Annotated in this window: 24 protein-coding genes and 2 pseudogenes; 17 read left to right on the top strand and 9 right to left on the bottom strand. The window is 60.3% G+C overall.

Annotated elements, in window-relative coordinates; all coding sequences use genetic code 11:
- Window positions 1-68 precede the first annotated feature (68 nt).
- Window positions 69-836 (bottom strand): hypothetical protein, encoded by a 768-nt coding sequence (locus NKI35_RS13235; protein ID WP_031244292.1) that lies wholly within the window; start codon window positions 834-836, stop codon window positions 69-71.
- 63 nt (window positions 837-899) lie between these two features.
- Here NKI35_RS13235 and NKI35_RS13230 point away from each other — a divergent pair, with 63 nt between their 5' ends.
- Entirely contained in the window at window positions 900-1,271 is a 372-nt protein-coding gene (locus tag NKI35_RS13230; RefSeq protein WP_023753164.1) for a hypothetical protein, read from the top strand.
- Window positions 1,268-1,675: a hypothetical protein gene (locus tag NKI35_RS13225; protein WP_023753163.1), complete on the top strand. Its 408-nt coding sequence runs from the start codon at window positions 1,268-1,270 to the stop codon at window positions 1,673-1,675. Before NKI35_RS13230 ends, NKI35_RS13225 begins: the two co-directional genes overlap by 4 nt.
- Here the strand turns inward: NKI35_RS13225 and NKI35_RS13220 are convergent.
- Window positions 1,672-1,863 carry a YegP family protein gene (locus tag NKI35_RS13220; RefSeq protein WP_352740328.1) on the bottom strand — a complete coding sequence of 64 codons (192 nt, stop codon included), beginning with the start codon at window positions 1,861-1,863 and terminating at the stop codon, window positions 1,672-1,674. The two genes, NKI35_RS13225 and NKI35_RS13220, sit on opposite strands and share 4 nt — an antisense overlap.
- Before the next feature lie 189 nt (window positions 1,864-2,052).
- A complete protein-coding gene (locus NKI35_RS13215) occupies window positions 2,053-3,036 on the bottom strand; it encodes an IS1595 family transposase (protein WP_352740326.1) in 984 nt (327 codons plus the stop codon).
- Between the two features lie 413 nt (window positions 3,037-3,449).
- Between NKI35_RS13215 and NKI35_RS13210 the strand changes: the two genes are divergently transcribed.
- From NKI35_RS13210 to msrA, 10 genes and pseudogenes are all read left to right on the top strand, one after another.
- Entirely contained in the window at window positions 3,450-3,890 is a 441-nt protein-coding gene (locus NKI35_RS13210) for a hypothetical protein (RefSeq protein ID WP_023753161.1), read from the top strand.
- On the top strand, window positions 3,883-4,266 hold the full coding sequence (locus NKI35_RS13205; RefSeq protein ID WP_352740324.1) for a hypothetical protein: 384 nt from the start codon (window positions 3,883-3,885) through the stop codon (window positions 4,264-4,266). The genes NKI35_RS13210 and NKI35_RS13205 overlap by 8 nt, the downstream gene beginning before the upstream one ends.
- Window positions 4,205-4,868: pseudogene (locus NKI35_RS13200) on the top strand (terminase large subunit domain-containing protein); the annotation flags it as partial. The gene NKI35_RS13205 and the pseudogene NKI35_RS13200, both read left to right, overlap by 62 nt.
- Before the next feature lie 262 nt (window positions 4,869-5,130).
- Window positions 5,131-6,759 carry a phage terminase large subunit family protein gene (locus tag NKI35_RS13195; RefSeq protein WP_502897140.1) on the top strand — a complete coding sequence of 543 codons (1,629 nt, stop codon included), beginning with the start codon at window positions 5,131-5,133 and terminating at the stop codon, window positions 6,757-6,759.
- 373 nt (window positions 6,760-7,132) lie between these two features.
- Window positions 7,133-7,825, top strand: a complete 693-nt coding sequence (locus NKI35_RS13190) for a glycoside hydrolase family 108 protein (RefSeq protein WP_352740322.1) — start codon at window positions 7,133-7,135, stop codon at window positions 7,823-7,825.
- Window positions 7,822-8,025, top strand: a complete 204-nt coding sequence (locus NKI35_RS13185) for a Pam3-gp28 family putative phage holin (RefSeq protein ID WP_023705678.1) — start codon at window positions 7,822-7,824, stop codon at window positions 8,023-8,025. The genes NKI35_RS13190 and NKI35_RS13185 overlap by 4 nt, the downstream gene beginning before the upstream one ends.
- Window positions 8,026-8,121: 96 nt before the next feature.
- On the top strand, window positions 8,122-8,361 hold the full coding sequence (locus NKI35_RS13180; protein WP_023705680.1) for a hypothetical protein: 240 nt from the start codon (window positions 8,122-8,124) through the stop codon (window positions 8,359-8,361).
- Window positions 8,346-8,537, top strand: a complete 192-nt coding sequence (locus tag NKI35_RS13175) for a hypothetical protein (RefSeq protein WP_023671459.1) — start codon at window positions 8,346-8,348, stop codon at window positions 8,535-8,537. Before NKI35_RS13180 ends, NKI35_RS13175 begins: the two co-directional genes overlap by 16 nt.
- Before the next feature lie 3 nt (window positions 8,538-8,540).
- Window positions 8,541-8,864, top strand: coding sequence for a hypothetical protein (locus NKI35_RS13170; protein ID WP_352740319.1), 324 nt, complete (start codon window positions 8,541-8,543; stop codon window positions 8,862-8,864).
- A 68-nt stretch (window positions 8,865-8,932) separates the two neighbouring features.
- Window positions 8,933-9,451, top strand: coding sequence for a peptide-methionine (S)-S-oxide reductase MsrA (gene msrA / locus NKI35_RS13165; RefSeq protein WP_023671461.1), 519 nt, complete (start codon window positions 8,933-8,935; stop codon window positions 9,449-9,451).
- A gap of 19 nt (window positions 9,452-9,470) precedes the next feature.
- Here the strand turns inward: msrA and NKI35_RS13160 are convergent, their stop codons facing one another.
- Window positions 9,471-10,316: a glycosyltransferase family 25 protein gene (locus NKI35_RS13160; protein WP_050587488.1), complete on the bottom strand. Its 846-nt coding sequence runs from the start codon at window positions 10,314-10,316 to the stop codon at window positions 9,471-9,473.
- 482 nt (window positions 10,317-10,798) lie between these two features.
- Between NKI35_RS13160 and NKI35_RS13155 the strand changes: the two genes are divergently transcribed.
- Window positions 10,799-11,740 (top strand): glycosyltransferase, encoded by a 942-nt coding sequence (locus NKI35_RS13155; protein WP_023808296.1) that lies wholly within the window; start codon window positions 10,799-10,801, stop codon window positions 11,738-11,740.
- Window positions 11,737-12,759: a lipopolysaccharide heptosyltransferase II gene (gene waaF, locus NKI35_RS13150; RefSeq protein WP_023671465.1), complete on the top strand. Its 1,023-nt coding sequence runs from the start codon at window positions 11,737-11,739 to the stop codon at window positions 12,757-12,759. The genes NKI35_RS13155 and waaF overlap by 4 nt, the downstream gene beginning before the upstream one ends.
- An 83-nt stretch (window positions 12,760-12,842) precedes the next feature.
- Here the strand turns inward: waaF and NKI35_RS13145 are convergent, their stop codons facing one another.
- The 4 genes from NKI35_RS13145 to NKI35_RS13130 all read right to left on the bottom strand — a co-directional run bounded on the left by NKI35_RS13145 (window position 12,843) and on the right by NKI35_RS13130 (window position 14,715).
- On the bottom strand, window positions 12,843-13,037 hold the full coding sequence (locus tag NKI35_RS13145; protein WP_023705682.1) for a hypothetical protein: 195 nt from the start codon (window positions 13,035-13,037) through the stop codon (window positions 12,843-12,845).
- Window positions 13,038-13,608: 571 nt separating this feature from the next.
- Entirely contained in the window at window positions 13,609-14,079 is a 471-nt protein-coding gene (locus tag NKI35_RS13140; RefSeq protein ID WP_023705683.1) for a GFA family protein, read from the bottom strand.
- Between the two features lie 161 nt (window positions 14,080-14,240).
- Entirely contained in the window at window positions 14,241-14,519 is a 279-nt protein-coding gene (locus NKI35_RS13135) for a hypothetical protein (protein WP_023705684.1), read from the bottom strand.
- A 28-nt stretch (window positions 14,520-14,547) separates the two neighbouring features.
- Window positions 14,548-14,715, bottom strand: a complete 168-nt coding sequence (locus tag NKI35_RS13130; RefSeq protein ID WP_023705685.1) for a Thivi_2564 family membrane protein — start codon at window positions 14,713-14,715, stop codon at window positions 14,548-14,550.
- Between the two features lie 675 nt (window positions 14,716-15,390).
- Here NKI35_RS13130 and NKI35_RS13125 point away from each other — a divergent pair.
- Both NKI35_RS13125 and NKI35_RS13120 read left to right on the top strand, forming a co-directional pair.
- Window positions 15,391-15,459, top strand: a pseudogene (locus NKI35_RS13125) (hypothetical protein); the annotation flags it as partial.
- 60 nt (window positions 15,460-15,519) lie between these two features.
- Entirely contained in the window at window positions 15,520-15,897 is a 378-nt protein-coding gene (locus tag NKI35_RS13120; protein ID WP_245261169.1) for a sensor histidine kinase family protein, read from the top strand.
- On the opposite strand, the gene NKI35_RS13115 is transcribed toward NKI35_RS13120, so the two are convergent.
- Window positions 15,894-16,220, bottom strand: a complete 327-nt coding sequence (locus NKI35_RS13115; RefSeq protein ID WP_023705687.1) for a hypothetical protein — start codon at window positions 16,218-16,220, stop codon at window positions 15,894-15,896. The two genes, NKI35_RS13120 and NKI35_RS13115, sit on opposite strands and share 4 nt — an antisense overlap.
- A gap of 274 nt (window positions 16,221-16,494) precedes the next feature.
- Here NKI35_RS13115 and NKI35_RS13110 point away from each other — a divergent pair, with 274 nt between their 5' ends.
- Window positions 16,495-16,731, top strand: coding sequence for a hypothetical protein (locus tag NKI35_RS13110; RefSeq protein ID WP_023671471.1), 237 nt, complete (start codon window positions 16,495-16,497; stop codon window positions 16,729-16,731).
- Window positions 16,732-17,240: the final 509 nt, after the last annotated feature.

Here is a 17,240-nt window from a genome sequence, read left to right as displayed (position 1 = left end):
AGGACTGACGGCGCGCGACATCATGGAAGGTGCGAAGGTACTAGAACGCGACTTTGATGTCGCGCCGTTCACTTCCCGTGAGATGGTATGCCGAGTGCTTTCCGCGTTGCAGCTGGCGGCCAATCCTTCGGCCATAGACGCCCGTTGAACATGTGGAGTTCTACAAGCATATCGCCAAGGCGTTCGGTTAGGATGAGAAGTTCGTAACTTGAATACCCGTAGGCTGGCATTCCCTTGTCATCCTGCTTTCTTGCGACTTGCACGGGTGGAATGATTAGGAACCAGAGACTGGACGGGCTCGCTAGAGGCAAGCGGGCTCGCCAAAAAGTAAACCTACTGACTTCCATGACTATTCCGTGCGCGAACTCATTGCGGCGGTCAGAGAAGCCGGTGACCGCCGTCATAAGACGATTGAATTCCCCCTCGAATTCTTGGTGCGAGTTCTGGACAAACCATCTTTCGGCAGCGCGCTTCAAGATGTCCGCTCTTTCGCGGAAAATTCGACCTTCGCCATACCCTTTTATGGACCCTAGGGTCGTGTCACCGACGAAGAAGCTGTAGAGTGTTGACAACGAAAATTCGATCCGCTCCCACTCATTGATTGCGCGCCCCAGCCATTCAAAGACGCGGGAATCGTCGGTGTCGGCGGTTAGCGGCAACGGGAGTTCCCAGGGATTGGGCATGACGATGGAAGATCCAAAAGACAAAGACCAGGAGAAGGGCGACGAGGTTTTGCGCCGCCTGTTGAAGACGCCTCCAACGCCCCACGAAAAGTCTGAGAAGAAACAGTCTTCAGCAACAAAGGCGGCGAAGACAGCCTCGTCCAAGTCACCCAAGCAGAACTGATTCGCAACTGCCGCGCCATCGTGCTTCTATGTTACACATACATAGGGGGTGACATGCGCATTTGGTTGGCGGGTGTATTGGTGTGCGGGATTGTTTGCCCGTCCTTGGCGGCAGAAACGAGTTTCAACGCGCTGTACATACCGCCAAAAGGCGGCGCGGCCCCGAAAATTCTCGACTACGACACTGGCATGATGAGTTCTGTCTTGGGGACGTTTGAAGCGCGGCCCGCCGACTGCCCCAATGAAGCCTATTGGGTGCTTCTGAAAGACAAGAGCCTCGTCAACTGTGGCGACGGAAGCGCCTACCGCTTGGTGAAGCCTCCCGTCGCTTATTCCGGCTTTGAAGATGCGTTCAAGCTAGAAAAGATAACAGGCGACGGCACTGACGATGGTGGCCCAATGGCGCCAAAGGAGCCTGCTAAGTGACGGATATCTCCGACGAGGATTACCAGAAAAATCGCGCGAAACTTATAGAGGACGGGAAGGCTGTTACGGGCCGGATTAGCGACGCCTGCCGGTTGGTCGGCTTTGGCCTGCTGGCGGTTTTCTATGGAATTAAGACGGATGAGGGCGCTTTTGCCACCAGTATCAAGAGCGGACACGGATGTCTTTTTATGACCATAGGAGCTCTGGGCGTCCTTGCCATCGTTCTGGATTATTTACAGTACATGTTCGCCAACTGGTCCATAGAGGATGCCAAGAAGCGACCTGACCAGCTCTACGGCGAGAAGACGTTTTCCCGATTGGCAAGGACTGTCTGTTTCTACGCCAAACAATTGGTCATCCTCGCTGGATCCATTTCATTGGTTTGGTTGGTTGTGGCTTCCTAGTCAGTGTAAAAGATCTTGTCGTCCTTAGAGCCCTTCACAAGCGATATACTGTGAGTGCAATCCGATCGGTTGACGTAGCTTTCACTGCTGCGCGCAATTTCCTCGCCGTTTTTCGCGTAATAAATCCAATACCAATCCCCACTTTTGTCTTTTTTCTGCCAGTAACATGGATAGGTGACATCAGCCATGGAACGCTCTCCGCTTCGGCCGTATGGCCTTTCATTTACGCACGATGGGAAAGAATATGTATCCCACATCCTTGCACAGTCAGCGGACGCCGCCGCCGACCAATTGTCAAGTATGAGGCAGGCTATTCTAGTGGGGGAGCTTATCGAAGACGTTTCTGATTCTTGCACATCAGCTTTCGTGCCTTCTGCTTAGGCGTGACTGGCTTCACCAATCCGCCGATAGGTAAGGCGCTTGTCGCGGGCCATGCGAAGCAAATCTTCGGCGCGCTCTGCATCCGAGACTTTCAACGCCGTGCGGCGATTGTAGCGGAAATCGAACTCGGCAAGGTAGCGGTGCAAGTGGGCTTCGCCGCAATGCTGATAGACGCCGACCAAGCCGCGCTTGAACACGGAAAACACGCCTTCAATCGTATTGGAGTGGATCGTCTCTTCGCCTTCGTAGCGCACGTATTCGCCGGCGGCATGATTGGTCGTCTTATGCGAAGCGTATTCCTCGCCAGTGCGCGTGTAGAGGCGCGACGAGTCGGTATAGAGCGTTGTATCGCGAGACACGTTGCGGACCAGCACATCGCGCACGGTGGAGGCCGTGGCGTCGTTCAAATGGAACATGCGGGCTTTACCGCCGCGCTCGACCAGACCGACGACAATGCGCTTATGCGCGCCGCCGCCCTTGCCCTTCTTGGTGAAGGGGCGACCCTTGCGCTGCTCTGAAACGCGCGGCGTCTCGCGCTGGCCGATATAGGTCTCGTCGGCTTCAACGGTCTTGCCTTCGCCGCCCAGCGGACCGGCGGACTTAACGTCTTCCTTCATGGCTTCGCGAATGCGGTGCGCCATAAACCAAGCGGTCTTGTAGGTGACGCCGAGCATACGGTGTAGCTGGTGAGCGGACATGCCTTTCTTGGATGAGGCATACAGATGCGAAGCCAGCACCCACTTGTGCAGGCCGATCTTGGAACGCTCGAATACAGTGCCGACCGTGACAGAGAACGGCGCGCGGCATTCGTTGCACTTGTAGACGCCGGGGCGCGTGGACTTGCCCGCCAGTTTGGTAATGCGCTCAGGATTGGCATTGCCGCAATGAGGGCAGAACGGGCCGTGGGGCCAATGGATAGCCTCCAAATGCTCGCGGGCCTTGTCGGCGTCGTGGTAAATGGCGTTGGTCAGATCGAACATTGCGGTAACTCCTTGGATTCGTTATCGCAAAATCCGCCTGGTACGTCAAGTATATAATTAGGAATTATTTCTTATTTGCCTTGACGGGTGAGGGCAGCTTTGCTATGATTTACCCATGGTGCTGATTTGCGCCAGCGACCCGCCCACAAGGCGGGTTTTGTGTTCTGATGCCCACAACGTGCGGATATCGGATGTCGGCGGGACAGCACCCCCCCTCTGGCCTGCCGGCCATCTCCCCCTCAAGGGGGGAGATCGGACTGCCGCCTTGCTTTCGCCAATCGTCAGCGCTGCAAATTGGTCGCGACCCTGGAGCTGCCAATCTCCCCCCTTGAGGGGGAGATGTCCGGCAGGACAGAGGGGGGCGTGAAGGAACGCTATCCTCGGTTCATTCTGCCTTATCCGCGAGGCCTCCCTTGTCCAACCGCTATGCCACCATCATCACCGACGATGACGGCCGCGAGGTCGTCAGCGCCATTGGCGTGTTCGAGGGCGCTGCCCCGCAGGCGCGCATCGGCCGTATCGAGCCGGTCGTGCCGGGCGTGCTGATCGGCATGGTTCGCGGCGGTCCCGTCGATGCCATCGGCGGCTTCGGCTTTCCGCGCGGCGCGCACGACGCAAGGGCGATCGCCAGGGCAAGCCTGAAAGCCCCGTCTGCCGGAAAGCGCCACGCGCCGGCCGCTGATGCAGCCCGCAAGGCCGCCCCAAAACGGTCAAGGGCAAAATCGGCACGGCGCAAGTCTGGCAAGATCAAGTCCGGCAAGATCAAGTCCGGCAAGATCAAGCGGGCAAGGTCGGCAAAGCAGGCGAAGCAGGCAGCGACCGCCGAGCCCGCCGGGATCTCGGATCATGGCTGACCGGACGGCGCCGCGTTCTCGTCCTGGCCGCAAGGCGACTGCCGCCGCTGCCAAGCCGAAGCGGACGAAGAAGACGCTTGGCGATGATTTCCTCGACGCGGTGCGCGCCGACTTCCGCGCCCATGGCGCCGGCGTCATTGCCGCGGTCCGGGCCGACAAGCCCGACCAGTATCTGAAGATCGTGCAATCGGTGCTGCCCAAGGATCTGGCCACGGATTTGCATGTTTCATCTGACCTGGAAGCCCTGAGCGATGACGAGATCCGCCGCCGCATCCGCGGCCTCGAAGCCGTCCTCGGGCCGTTTGGCGACCAGCCTGAAGGCGCGCCGCCACTATCTGGCGCTGCTGCAGGAGCTGGACCGCAGGCGCAGGACTAACCAGCTTGCCGCCTACCGGCCTTATCCCAGGCAGGCGCAGTTTCACGCCGCCGGCGCGCAGAACCGGGAACGTCTGTTCATGGCCGGCAACCAGCTCGGCAAGACCAGGGCCGGCGGCGCCGAATGGGCCATGCATCTCACCGGCCGCTACCCCGCGTGGTGGCAGGGCAAGACCTTCGACACCCCCGTCAGGCTATGGGCTGCCGGCGTGACGGGCGAGGGCACGCGCGACAACCCGCAGCGCGTGCTGGTCGGCCCGCCGCAGCAGCAGGCGGCATGGGGCACCGGCATGATCCCGGCCAACGCCATTTTGCACACGACCATGGGCCGCGGCGCCCCGGGCGCGCTCGACAGCATCGTGGTGCGCTGGGGCGGCGGCGGCGACGTGCAGGCCGATGAATCGGTGCTTTCGTTCAAGAGCTATGAGAAGGGCCGCGAAAAGTGGCAGGGCGAAACCCTGCACGGCGTCTGGTTCGACGAGGAGCCGCCGCTCGATATCTATTCCGAAGGCCTGACCCGCACCAACGCGACGGGCGGCATCACCATCGTGACGTTCACGCCGCTGCTGGGCATGAGCGACGTGGTGCTGCGTTTTTTGTCGGGTGAGGTGCGCGCTCTTCCTCCCCTTGTGGGAGAAGGTGGATCGGCGCGATAGCGCCGAGACGGATGAGGGGTGTTCCAGCGGAGTGACGCGTCGGCGTTCCCTGGAACACCCCTCATCCGTCGCCTTCGGCGACACCTTCTCCCACAAGGGGAGAAGGGAAGACCCGCCGCGTCCGGCCCAAAAATATCGTGCGCGAACAAAGCCATATCACGGCATCCCGAATCAATCCGGCAGGCCCCATGACCCGTCACGTCACCTTCATGACCATCGATGACGCCGAACATTATTCGCCGGACGAGCGAGCCGCGATCATCGCCGCCTATCCCGAACATGAGCGCGAAGCGAGGGCCAAGGGCATTCCGGTGCTGGGCTCCGGCCGCATCTTTCCGATTGCCGAGGAGCTGATTGCCTGCGAGCCCTTCCGGCTGCCGCGCTACTGGCCGCGGATCGGCGCCCTCGATTTCGGCTGGGACCATCCGTCGGCCGCGGTCGAGCTGGCCTGGGATACGGAGGCCGATGTCGTCTATATCTCCAAGGCGGCGCGGGCCTCGCAGCAGACGCCGGCCATGCAGGTACTGGCCCTGAAGCCGTGGGGCGAGTGGCTGCCCTGGGCCTGGCCGCGCGACGGCCGCCGCGAGACGCTGGAAGGGGCGGGCACCGCACTTGCCAGACAATATTCCGCGCATGGGCTGAACATGCTGTCGGGCCACGCCCGCTTCGCCGACGGCTCGGTCTCGGTCGAGGCCGGGCTGATGGAGATGCTCGACCGCATGCAGTCCGGCCGCTTCAAGGTGTTCTCGTCGCTGCTGCCCTGGTTCGAGGAATTTCGGCTTTACCATCGCAAGGACGGCAAAGTGGTGAAACTGCGCGACGATTTGATGGCCGCGACGCGCTACCGCAAACTGACGCTCGCCTATGTCAGCGGCGCCGGCACTTTGCCGACGGTGGCCAACGGCATCTGGCTGATGTTCGACCGTACCGGCGACAGAGGCGCCGACGGGACGGGAGTAGGAGATTTTTTGGGGCCTGCGTCTTCGGCAACCGACAATATTGTCACTTTCGCGGGCACGACGGGCAAGGTGGGGAAGGATAGTGGGATCGCGGTGTCCAGCCTGGCGCCGAAGGCCAGCCCGACATTTACCGGGACGCCAACGGGGCCGACCGCAGCGCCTGGAACGAATACCACGCAATTGGCTACAACGGGGTTCGTCAAGGCTGGGTTTGATCTGAAACTTGATAGCCGACCTAACCTCGGTGTCGTCGCGCAGACGATCACCGATTGGAACAACGCCCTGGACAACGGCTGGTATATGGCCTCGGCGGCGGCTAATGCGCCAGACGGCGTAAATTGGTTCCTGGGGTTTGTGGAAGCGCACGGAAGCACTGGCTACCGGACGCAGACGGTGCATGATTTCGTCAACGACACTACGGTGGCAGACCAAAAGCTATGGCGGCGCAGGCAGGCTGGCGGTGCCTGGGGAGGATGGATCAAGCTGCAATGGTCGCAGGCCGAACAGGATGCACGCTATGTCCAGTCGTCCACGGCGTTGCTTCAGAAGTTTTATGAAAGCCCGCAACAGACCATCACATCCGGCGGGTCGCTGACGTTGGCTCATGGGCTGGGGGTGAAGCCGAAAAATTACCTTGCATTCTTACAATGCACCACTGCTGAGGGCGGCTATTCTATTGGAGACGAAGAACCTGTCTCGATTGGATCGCACGAAGCAAGCACCAATCGAGGCCTAAGTGTCGTTCCCGATGCTACAAATATGGTCGTTAGATTTGGGTCGCAGGCTTCTAGTGCCGTTCAGATTACACGCAAAGACACTGGTGGATTTCTAAATATTACCAATGCAAGCTGGCGGCTTGTCATTAGGGCATGGGCCTAGCATAAATTCGAGTGAATTCTTCAAAAGAAAGATCAAAAGGCCGCTCTCTCTTTCCGAGATATGGCGTCTGCCCAATCCACCACCGAATCTCAATAAGCCTCGGCTATTTTCGTCGTCGAAGCGCTTCTTGATCACCTTTGCCGGAATTCTTCCTAACACTGCATACGGAGGTGCATCTTCGATCACCATCGCAGCGGCGACGACGGCAATGTTGCCGTCGCTCGATTCGCCGTTCCGATCTCCTTTCCGGCCGACGCCACCAAATACCGCCCCGCCAAGGTCTCCAGCGACGTTGTCTCGATGATCGACGCCTAACCGCAAGCAGCTTCGCAAATCGACAACCTGCCTTTCGCGGGCAGAAAGGAAAACCCCAATGGACCGCAACTTCGCGCGGGCGCTTGCGCTCGTCCTCAAATCGGAAGGCGGCTGGTCCGACAACCCGGCCGATCCCGGCGGCGCAACCATGAAGGGCGTGACGCTGGCCAATTTCCGCCGCTACGTGAAGGCGGATGCGACGAAGGACGACCTTCGCCATATCACGGATGCTCAGGTGGCCACGGTCTATCGCCGCTTCTATTGGGATGCCGCTGCGGGCGCCGAGCTTCCCGGCGGTGTCGACTATGCCGTCTTCGACTTCGCCGTGAACAGTGGGCCGGGCAGGGCGGCTAAATATCTGCAGGCGGCAGTTGGCACCGCACAGGACGGCAGGATCGGCCCGGCCACGCTCAAAGCTGTGGGCGCCAGGCCACCGGGCGCAGTCATCGACGATCTTTGCGATGCCCGCCTGGCATTCCTGCGGCGGCTGCCGACCTGGCCGGTTTTCGGCAAGGGTTGGAGCGATCGCATCAGGTCGGTCCGTTCCCAGGCGCTGTTGATGTCGGCACTACAGCCCGCTCCGGCACCTTTGCCGGGCTCCCCGACCCAGCCATCAGCGCTCTCGCCGAAGCCCGGCAGTGCGATGCCGCCGGTGTCTACCGGCGGGCGCGTCAGCCCCGTCGAACGCCTGCCGTTCTGGCGTGCGCTGCTTCAAATCCTGAAATCGATTTTCGCAAGGAGTTCGACATGATCGCCGTCTTCATCCGCATCGGCTTGCGTTACGGCGCCGGTGTTCTGGTCGCGCGTGGCCTGCTCGGCGCCGACGACGCGGCGGCATTTTCTTCCGACCCCGACACTCAAGCTGGTCTGGAGATCGCCGCCGGTCTCGCCATCGCCTCGGTCACCGAGACCTGGCACTGGCTGGCCCGCAAATCCGGCTGGGAGCACTGACATGGAAGGGTTTCAACAACTGATCATCGCCTATCTCGAAGCCGCGCAACCCTATGCTATCGGCTTTGCCGCCGGGCTTGTCGCCGGGTGGCTGCTGTGAGCGCGCTCCTCGCCGTCCTGCTTGGCAACAAAGTGCTGCTGGGCTTCCTGGCATCGGCCATCGCCGCCCTTTGCTGGGGCGCTCACCAGCGGCTGGCCGGCGCCTGGGCCGAGCGCGGCAAACTGGCGGCCGCTGAGGCCGCGGCGCGCGCGGTCGCTGAGCAGGTGCAGAACGACGTCGGCGCACTGCCGGCGGACGCTGTTCGAAAGGAGCTGAAATCATGGGCAAGGGACTGATGCTTGCGCTGCTTGTGGCGCTTGCCGGGTGCACGACTGCTTCGGGCGGCTTCTGCGCGATTTCGAGCCCGCTGCGCCTGTCGGCCGAAGCCGTCGACGTCCTGTCGGACGCCGAGGCGAGAGCGCTCTTGGCGCACAACCGCAAGGGACAAAAGCTCTGCGGATGGAGGCCTTAGCCGATGCACGACCTCTTCGACATGCTCGGCATCCAGGGGCCGGTCGTCGCCGCCGGGCTAGCTGGCGGCGTGCTGCGAGCACTGTCGCGCCATCGCTACAAGCTGCGCGAGATGATTGCCTCGCCGATCTGCGGGGCGCTGGCGGCTGCGTATCTGACGCTGCCTGCCGTCGCTTGGTTCAGGGCAACCGGCATGCCTATCCCCGATCCGGCCGACGACACTACGACGCTCGCCGCCGCCTTTTTGATCGGCGTCTCGGCCATGTGGATTTCCGACATCGTCTTCGAGGTCATCGTGCGGCGGTTCGGCTCGGCCGGCAACGAGTGATGCACTTGAGATGCTGGAAGAAGCCAGCGACAATGCCTACCTAAGGAGCAATCCAATGGAGGTATGATATGGCGACGTCCACCGAACGTGCAGTCCTTGCCGGCGGCTGTTTCTGGGGCATGCAGGATTTGATCCGGCGCTATCCCGGCGTGATCTCTACCCGCGTCGGCTATAGCGGTGGCGATGTGCCCAACGCCACGTATCGCAACCACGGCAGCCATGCCGAAGCCATCGAGATCGTTTTCGATCCGGCCAGGATTAGCTTTCGCACATTGCTCGAATCCTTTTTCCAGATCCACGATCCGACCACCAGGAACCGCCAGGGCAACGATGTCGGAATGAGCTATCGCTCTGCGATCTTCTACACCAGCGACGAGCAGAAGCGCGTCGCCGAAGACACCATCGCCGATGTCGATGCCTCTGGACTGTGGCCGGGCAAGGTCGTCACCGAGCTTGCGCCGGTGGGCGATTTCTGGGAGGCGGAGCCAGAGCATCAGGACTATCTCGAGAAATACCCCAACGGCTATACCTGCCACTTTGTCAGGCCGGGCTGGAAGCTTCCGGTCCGCGAAAAGGCTGTTTCGTAACGCAGCCGCTATCGTCTGCTTATCTGGCGGTCGAACTATTCTTCCGCGCGATCGGTATGCCGGCCGCCTTGTTGAGGTGGCCGTGCTCGGGCTGCCCATAGATGAACGCGCCGTGGACGGGTTTGCCGTCGACCTCAGAGCCTGAGAACGCGACGGCCTCGATCTTCTTTGTTCCGGTCAGGCTCTGGTTTCGAAGATAGGCGAAGGTTCGCACCGCTTCTCCGACAATTCGATCGAGAAACGGTTTTGGCCGCCTCCCGGGCCGTCGCACGAGGCTTGGAAAGCGCTCTCGTCCCGAAACAAAATGGTGCTGTGCGCAAAGCGCCGGCATGATCTGATAGATTCGGTTGAGCGAGCAGGTCATGAATCCTGGGTGAAAAAGAACGAAGTCGACCTCTCCTCTCAGATGCATGGTCCTGCGCAGCAATCTTTGCGCTGCCGATCTGGAGATGACATAGCCTGCGGCGCCCGCGTGCAGGCCATAAAGTCTGGCAAGCGAAAACCCATCATCGAGAGCGACTTCCTTGCGTCCGACCCTCACTTTGGCAAAATGCGTTTCCAGCTTGATCACATCGGCATCGCGCGGCACCCATCGATCGGAAGCAAGCAGCGAGCCGGCGCCCGCGCCGAAAACGACGTCGTCCTCGAAAACCGCGCCATATTGATCCGCGCCGTTCGCAACGATCTCCCAACACGAGCGGTGGCTCAGGAAACAGCAAACCTCAGCAGCGCTTAGCGGGCTTTTGGCGACAGAGCAGCAATCGGGGCAATCGATGGCGGAGACACGCTCAAATGGTACTCCGATCCGGCCGAACTCGGACGCGACATGCGCCAGCCGATCGCGAGAACGATCAAGATTGATCACCAGACACCTCATCAGCGCCCCCTTGTCTGGTGATCAGTGAATATCACGTTCCCGTGATTGCACAAAATTTGCTTACGTGCGGGCAGTGGGTAGCGGCGTACGGTGCCGCCGGTTGGTTTTGGAGGTTGGGTGGACATTGACGGCGTCCCCCGCGTGGCGCGAGCCTTTACCGTGCGCGCCTAGACGAGTCGCCCTAGAAGCCGAAGAATTGCCGACCGATCATGTATCCGAGCGCGACGACCACAAGGGGAAACAGGGCGGGCGTCAGCCCACCAAGAGCGGAGGTCTTTGGCTGTTGCCTGGAGATGGTCCTGGGTGCATTGCCGAGATTCTTGGTCATCCGGTATAGTAGCAAGCGCTGATTAACGATTCCGTAACTCGATCGAGGCCGCCGCGGCTTTTTGCGTTTCTGGCGCGACCTTGACAATGCCCAGCCCGTGACGCAACTGGGCCGTCTTTGAGAGCATTGTGAGGCAAGGTCAATGCGGGTGACGCTCGTTTTGAAGGGCGTAATACCCTGCCGAGGTTACGGTGGGATTCAGCGTCAGGTCGAATGGCTGGCCACGGAGATGGTTCGTCTCGGACACGAAGTCGTGGTGATCGCTGGCCCTGGCTCCAGCCACCCGCTCTTCGAAGTCCGGCACGCTTCGACCGATGCCGAATGCCGGGCAGCCATTCCGCGGGACACGCAAATCGTCCACACCCATAGTTGGCCCGTCGAGGTGCCATTTCCAACGCTGAATACGCAGCGCGGCTTTATGCCGGACCAGCCCATGCCAGTTGCGAACTGGAGCTTTATCAGCGCCAATCATGCCCGCCAGCATGGGCGCGAGACATTCGTCTACAATGGCTTTCCGGTGGACGCCTATCGTTTGTCGGCTGCAAAGGGCGACCGCCTGCTATTTCTCGCCGGCATTGCACGATCAAGCAAAGGCCTCAACCGCGCCGTCGATCTCGCCAAAAAATTCGATTTCGGTCTCGATATCGCCGGTGGCTCGCGTTGGAAACTGCTGGGCCGAAGTCAGACCCGCCGCGAAGGGTTGTTTTTCAAGAGCCTTGGCAGGCGATACCGTTTCCACGGAATCGTTGACGGCGAGCCGAAGCTTCGCCTTCTCGGCGAAGCGCGAGCCTTCCTCAACCCCATCGCCTGGGAGGAGCCGTTCGGCAACGCACCGGTCGAAGCCATGTTGTGCGGCACTCCGGTGCTGACGACGACGCGAGGCGCATTGCCCGAGACGGTCGATGCCGACAGCGGGCGCTTCTTTGAGACCGATGAAGAATTTGCGGCCGCTTTCGAGGCCGTCGCCGACCTTACGCCTCAGCAATGCCGCGAATCGGCCGCGACGAGATTTCCCATCCAAAAAGCGGCGCGCGGCTATCTGGATCTCTATGCCCGCATCCTTGACGGCGAAGCGCTTCCTTGACGACCGGCGATCCAATCCTCTTCGTCGGCTTCCCCGCGGTCGGCGACTTCGTCCGTTGCCATTCCGCCATCCAGATCATTGCCGCGCGATTTCCTGATCGCCCCATAGATGTCGTCACCTCGCCCGTTGCAGCGCCGCTGGCGCGCCTGATGCCGCATGTCAGGAAGGGCTGGGCGCTTGCCAAGCGTCATCAGCGCCCCGGTTTTGGCGAGCGCAGCCGCCTGGTTGGCGAGTTGCGCAAGGAAAATTACCGTACGGCCTATCTGATGACCAGCAGCACCAAGGCGGCGCTGATGGCGTTCATGGCCGGAATAGAGGAGCGCATCGGCTATCCGCAGGAGTTGCAATTCGGCCTCCTCAATCGCTTCCCCGCCGGCTGGTTGGCCCATCTATGGGCCTTCGGACCCCGCAAGACGCGGCTGTTCGAGGAAGTCTGCTCGATTGCCTCGCTTGGCGAAAAGCCGGCTGCGGGCGCAGAGTGGCCGGCGCCCCGGCTTGTGGTCGATCCGGCCGAACTGGACGAATGGCGCCAGCACAAGAAGATCGATGCCGACCGACCGGCACTGGCGCTCTATACTGCCGACATTGAGAATTTCCGCTCATGGCCCGTCGAGCGCTTCATTTCGATCGCCAGAGACCATCATGATCGCGGCTGGGCAATCTGGATTGTAGGCGGACCGCGCGAGCACGCCGGTGCCGCAAAAATCCGCGCCGCCATTCCTGAGGCAATCGACTTCACCTCGACCCCGTCGATTGCTGACGCGATGTGCCAAATCGCTGCGTCGACCATGTTCCTCGGGGTTGATGGCGGGATTTCCCACGCCGCCGCTGCCCTGAACGTCCCATGCGCGCTCATCTACGGGCTGAATCGCCCCTATGTGCATGGGCCCGTAAACAACCATGTTCGCTTTATCGAACCGCCGCTTTCGACGCCCAGCTGGGTCAAGGACACGCGCGGCGTCAGCGAAACTCGGGTGAGGGAGGTTCTGGCTGACCTCTCAGCCGGTATTGCCAACTGACCGGTGGCCTCGCCGGCCCCAAGCGTCTGATCAAACGCTCCGTGGGGGCAACCATCGCCCCGTTTCGGGTTTACCCCTTGGCACTACCCCTTGGCCCTGCGGTTTTCGGGCTCGTGATTGCCGACCCAGTGGGCACGGATACGGTCGCTGGCTTCAAGGTAGGCCATGTCGATGAGGTAGGTCAGAAGCTTCTCGCCGTCGCCTTCGGCTTTCTGCCGAAGCTCCCGCAGTATCCCTTGCGCGAACTGCAGGTTCTCCATTTTGCTCGGCTGGTCCATCGGTGCCCCCCAATGTCTGCGCATGAACTTTGTGCTGACTATGCTTGCATGAAGATTGCCGTGAAGTGGATATTGCACGTGCGGACCGCGATCCTGCGAAGGCGCTGGCTGCATGAAAGCCGCCCCATCCGGATTCAAGATTCGCTACACTATGTGACGGAAAGAAAATAAACAAAGCGTTCTTTTGTACAAGACAGGAAGATTCCTTCAGTTCACACCACGACATACTTGGACAGCATAGTTGACGTAACGATATTGCGTGGTCTTAAGCTCTCGTTTCCAAACAAAACGTAGCATCGTTGCAACCACAAGACGAATTCCAGCTGACCGGGGACGCTCCGTAGTCAATCGCCGGTTACAAACGGCATGGGTCTCAGCCCAGGGCTTTGGCCAATCCATCGTTCCACGGCAGCGCAGGCCGGATGATCTACCGCCCGCCTTGGCTTGACGCCAAGGCGGGCTTTTTTGCGTTTGGCTTCTACCGGGTGAAATGTTGTCGGACCCGGTCCTGTCGGCATCGGGCGGTTTCGAGAATGAATTTCGTGCCTGCCGGCTGTCTGCGCCGCTCGCGCTAGGCCGACTTGCGTTGCGGCAAGCTAGACGGCGTCTCGACACCGTCAGAAATCGGTTCGGCTGTCCGGTTTGTCGGCTCGTCATCGACTCGGTCGTGCTCGAATTGCCGGGCGGCAGGCAAGCGTTGCAACCAGTGCTCACGGCGATTGACCCAGAGTTCATAGCTGGGCTCCAGCCCTTCGGTGGGCACCTCATCGAGGCTGCCAATCGTCACTTCCACCTCATTCTCACGAACCAAAGGGACCCGGCCGCCGCAGGTGGGACAAAAACTTCTGTCGCCGTAGCTGCTGACGATACCCGTCGTTTCGAACGCCTCGAGCGGCCACACTGCAAACGCCGAAAAAGCCGACCCGCTAGCCTTGCGGCAGTCCTTGCAATGGCAAAGGCCAATCCGAAAGGGATCTCCCGTCACCGAAAACTGGATGCCGCCGCACAGGCAGCTGCCGCTCCGCCTTGTATCATTGGGCATGACCGCTCCTCCATCTGGTTGGGCATCACACCGCTACATCTTGCAGCGCCATGCGCACAATCAATTCACCCGCAGCGCAAGGGTTCCATGTCGCCTCGCGCAATGCATCGTCTGAACCCGGGAGCGCCATGGCAACGACCGCCGCAAGGCTGCTGGATATGTCAGTTCGGGAAATCGAACACCGGTTCCCGGCACCAATAGACACGGCACTGGCCATCACGTGTCGGAACGGAGGCAGCGACCGGCACCTCCGGCCAGTCGCACTCGTTGCCGTATTGGCGGACATAGCGATCGTAAGTATTCCGGCCGGTCGTCAACACCGCCGAGTGATGGCTCTGGATCAGGCGCTGCGTCTCCTCGCAGGTCATCGAACGCGTGTCGGGTCGGGCGTAGGCCGTGCTTGTTGCTGCAAACAACGCCGTTCCAATGATCCATGCCATTGTTTGGGATATCATGGCGATCCTTATCCTAAAATGCGGCCAGGTATTTCAACAGCGAAATGATGCCGATAATGATGACAACGATCTGCGCGATCTGCCTCGTGCGGCCATCGAGTGGCAGACGCTGGATGAGATAGAGCACCAGGATGATCACCAGGAAAGTGATCAGAATGCCGATAAGTACCGATGAAGCCATGTCCCTCACTCCGTCTGGCTACGTCTGAGAAGAGTACGCAGCGGCAAACGCTCTGGCCATAGATTGGTTCCTGTCGATGCGAAGCCGCCGGCGCAACGTAAAGGCTGCGAAACAGCGTTCCGCGGCCTTTGAAGCTGGATGCCGATCAGGTCTGTTTGCCGTAATGGTTGTCGTTTGCCATCGGCGACACGGTTTCCAGGCGACTTGTTGCTGGGTCAGGCTGGGCTAACGGGAGAACCGCCCCGGGCTGACGAGGTTCCGACAAAAACGGCCGCATCACGTTCTACAACGAGGCCGCTGCCGACATTTGGGGGCATCGTCCGGTCTTGGCCGAGACCTGTGGTGCGGCTCGTGGAAACTCCGTCACCTCGATGGTCGGCCGATGGCGCATGCTGAGTGCCCGATGGCCGTTTCCATGGTTGAAGGACACGATATCACGTGGGACCAGGCCATTGCAGGCAGAGCGGCCGGACGGCGAACTTATTCCGTTTATAGCCCACCCACGCCTGCTCCGCGACGGATCGGGCGAAATTGTCGGCGCCATCAACAGCTGCTTGATCTGCGCACGCAAACGCAAGCCGACGAAGCCCGCATCCGGTCATCATTTCGATGATCTATGAGACGAGCAAATCGGCGGGCAGTCCGGCGACATTCCTCGAACAGGTGCGATAGCGCATCTCGGCGCTTTCGCAATCACACGATCTCCTGGTCGACGCCGAATGGCGCGGCGCCAGCATCGGCGACCTGCTCAAGGCGCAACTCAAAGCTTTCGCGGCGCAGGACCGTTTGTCGGTGGCCGGGCCTGTGATCACGCTTCGCCCGAATGCCGTGCAGTATCTCGGCATCGCTTTCCACGAACTGGCCACCAATTCCGCAAAGCATAGAGCACTTTCACGTCACGGCGGACGAGTCGAAATCGAATGGGATACGGCGCCGGCAACCGACGGCACCGATACCTTTAGCTTGATCTGGCGTGAATTGGGTGGGCCGAACCTGAGTGGGACGACGCGCCGCGGTTTTGGCTCCGTCGTGCTCAAGCGGGTTGCGCCACAAGCGCTTAGCGGCACCGGACAACTAAAATTTGGGGAACAAGGCGTTGTCTGGACGCTCAAGGCGCCGCTGCGCTCGGTCCAAATCTCTCTCGCGGATTTTTGTCGATTGAAAGAGCGGGTCGCGCCTTAGGACAATCCCAATAGGTGACCGGTTTGGCCGCCTGTGGTGTCGGAATTGCCGATGCCAGGCAGTTCGTGCTTATCGTCGGCAAGCGAAGTCAATCTCCCCGCCTCGACGGAGGTCAGTCCGTCCAACTCCATCACCGCGCCGTAGAGTTGGGCCGTCTGCATCACAAGCCGCTCGACATCTTCAAGGGCGACGTTCTCGTCCAGGTTACGCAATCGTATGTCCTCGGCAACCACCGCAATATTGACCATTCCGCGCGAGCGCAGCGCGCCCAGGACCCGTGAATTGAGATCCTCCCGTAGCCGAGCCGAATATCCGTAGCGCATGGAAACCTTCCTTTCAGGAGCCGGTTGTCCCGTCGTGGTCAAGATGCGCCAACGACCTTCAGATGGCAAGAAGAATATAAAGTATTCTCAAGTAAATCAAGTAGTTAGCAGACTGCGCGGGTTGTGCTATCGGCGTGTCTTCCTCATCGTTGGTCTTGTATGTGAGTCACCCATCAGCCTCTCTTGACGCGCTGCACGGGGACCCCTAGCTATACTGCAATTGAGACACATACTAACTCACCATATTTTTTGGTCTTGACGGTTGGAGGCGCGAATGGCCGAGCTGGAACGACCCGAGCGACTGCAGATCATGCTGACAGCCGAGGAATTGGCTGCCTTGGAAAACTGGCGCTTCGAAAAGCGCATGCCAAGCCGGTCCGCGGCGGTGCGGGAACTGCTGCGGCGCGGCCTGGATGCGGATGGATTCCTGACTGCGGGACAAGGAACTAAGTCTCAGGACTTTGGAATTCTGGGCAGCAGTGTGACTGGCGACGGCCAGTCGGGCGAGTAATTCGACGGCGGTTAGCCAACAATCGCTTTTCTGGAAGTGCCGCTACCAATTTATTGCGGTGGCGGAAACGCAAAGCGGGTCGGCTCTCGGCAGGGTACTGGTCTCAGCAGGGTACTCTTGGCGTATGGTTGCAAAGCCCGCTCCGGTTCGCCGGAGCGGGCTTTTTGCGTTTTCCCGACAGGAAATAGTCGCGATCGCTTCAGACACGCTCAAGGTTCTCTTCGCACTCCATGCACGCGACGCTGTGACCGGGGCAACTGAGCCGGTGTGTTCCTCCGGGGCAGCAATGGCCGTTCGAGCTGGCCCACCGGGCACAGACAAACACCTTGCGGGTTCCGTGGCATTGTGGACATTCCATCGGACGCGCCAGCAGAGCCTCGTTCTCCGAGACACGGCATTCCCTCTCAAGAACCTGGACCATCTGAAACCCCAAGGACGAAATATGCTAAGCTATCCATACCCGGAAAGCCTAAATTAGAATTTAATTACATACGCCACGAGAGCCTTCC

The organism is Mesorhizobium sp. M0676 (assembly GCF_040320535.1).
Taxonomy (GTDB): Bacteria; Pseudomonadota; Alphaproteobacteria; order Rhizobiales; family Rhizobiaceae; genus Mesorhizobium.
This window is presented reverse-complemented; position numbering and strand designations above follow the sequence as displayed.

What these genes read in the sequence shown, in the direction of transcription:
- NKI35_RS13230 (WP_023753164.1), top strand. Translation starts at nt 900, where the DNA reads ATGCGCATTTGGTTGGCGGGTGTATTGGTGTGCGGGATTGTTTGCCCG.
- NKI35_RS13215 (WP_352740326.1), bottom strand. Translation starts at nt 3,036, where the DNA reads ATGTTCGATCTGACCAACGCCATTTACCACGACGCCGACAAGGCCCGC.
- NKI35_RS13170 (WP_352740319.1), top strand. Translation starts at nt 8,541, where the DNA reads ATGCACGACCTCTTCGACATGCTCGGCATCCAGGGGCCGGTCGTCGCC.
- NKI35_RS13135 (WP_023705684.1), bottom strand. Translation starts at nt 14,519, where the DNA reads ATGGCATGGATCATTGGAACGGCGTTGTTTGCAGCAACAAGCACGGCC.
- NKI35_RS13130 (WP_023705685.1), bottom strand. Translation starts at nt 14,715, where the DNA reads ATGGCTTCATCGGTACTTATCGGCATTCTGATCACTTTCCTGGTGATC.
- NKI35_RS13205 (WP_352740324.1), top strand. Translation starts at nt 3,883, where the DNA reads ATGGCTGACCGGACGGCGCCGCGTTCTCGTCCTGGCCGCAAGGCGACT.
- NKI35_RS13175 (WP_023671459.1), top strand. Translation starts at nt 8,346, where the DNA reads ATGGGCAAGGGACTGATGCTTGCGCTGCTTGTGGCGCTTGCCGGGTGC.
- msrA (WP_023671461.1), top strand. Translation starts at nt 8,933, where the DNA reads ATGGCGACGTCCACCGAACGTGCAGTCCTTGCCGGCGGCTGTTTCTGG.
- NKI35_RS13140 (WP_023705683.1), bottom strand. Translation starts at nt 14,079, where the DNA reads ATGCCCAATGATACAAGGCGGAGCGGCAGCTGCCTGTGCGGCGGCATC.
- NKI35_RS13195 (WP_502897140.1), top strand. Translation starts at nt 5,131, where the DNA reads ATGACCATCGATGACGCCGAACATTATTCGCCGGACGAGCGAGCCGCG.
- NKI35_RS13190 (WP_352740322.1), top strand. Translation starts at nt 7,133, where the DNA reads ATGGACCGCAACTTCGCGCGGGCGCTTGCGCTCGTCCTCAAATCGGAA.
- NKI35_RS13155 (WP_023808296.1), top strand. Translation starts at nt 10,799, where the DNA reads ATGCGGGTGACGCTCGTTTTGAAGGGCGTAATACCCTGCCGAGGTTAC.
- NKI35_RS13110 (WP_023671471.1), top strand. Translation starts at nt 16,495, where the DNA reads ATGGCCGAGCTGGAACGACCCGAGCGACTGCAGATCATGCTGACAGCC.
- NKI35_RS13220 (WP_352740328.1), bottom strand. Translation starts at nt 1,863, where the DNA reads ATGGCTGATGTCACCTATCCATGTTACTGGCAGAAAAAAGACAAAAGT.
- NKI35_RS13185 (WP_023705678.1), top strand. Translation starts at nt 7,822, where the DNA reads ATGATCGCCGTCTTCATCCGCATCGGCTTGCGTTACGGCGCCGGTGTT.
- NKI35_RS13145 (WP_023705682.1), bottom strand. Translation starts at nt 13,037, where the DNA reads ATGGACCAGCCGAGCAAAATGGAGAACCTGCAGTTCGCGCAAGGGATA.
- NKI35_RS13115 (WP_023705687.1), bottom strand. Translation starts at nt 16,220, where the DNA reads ATGCGCTACGGATATTCGGCTCGGCTACGGGAGGATCTCAATTCACGG.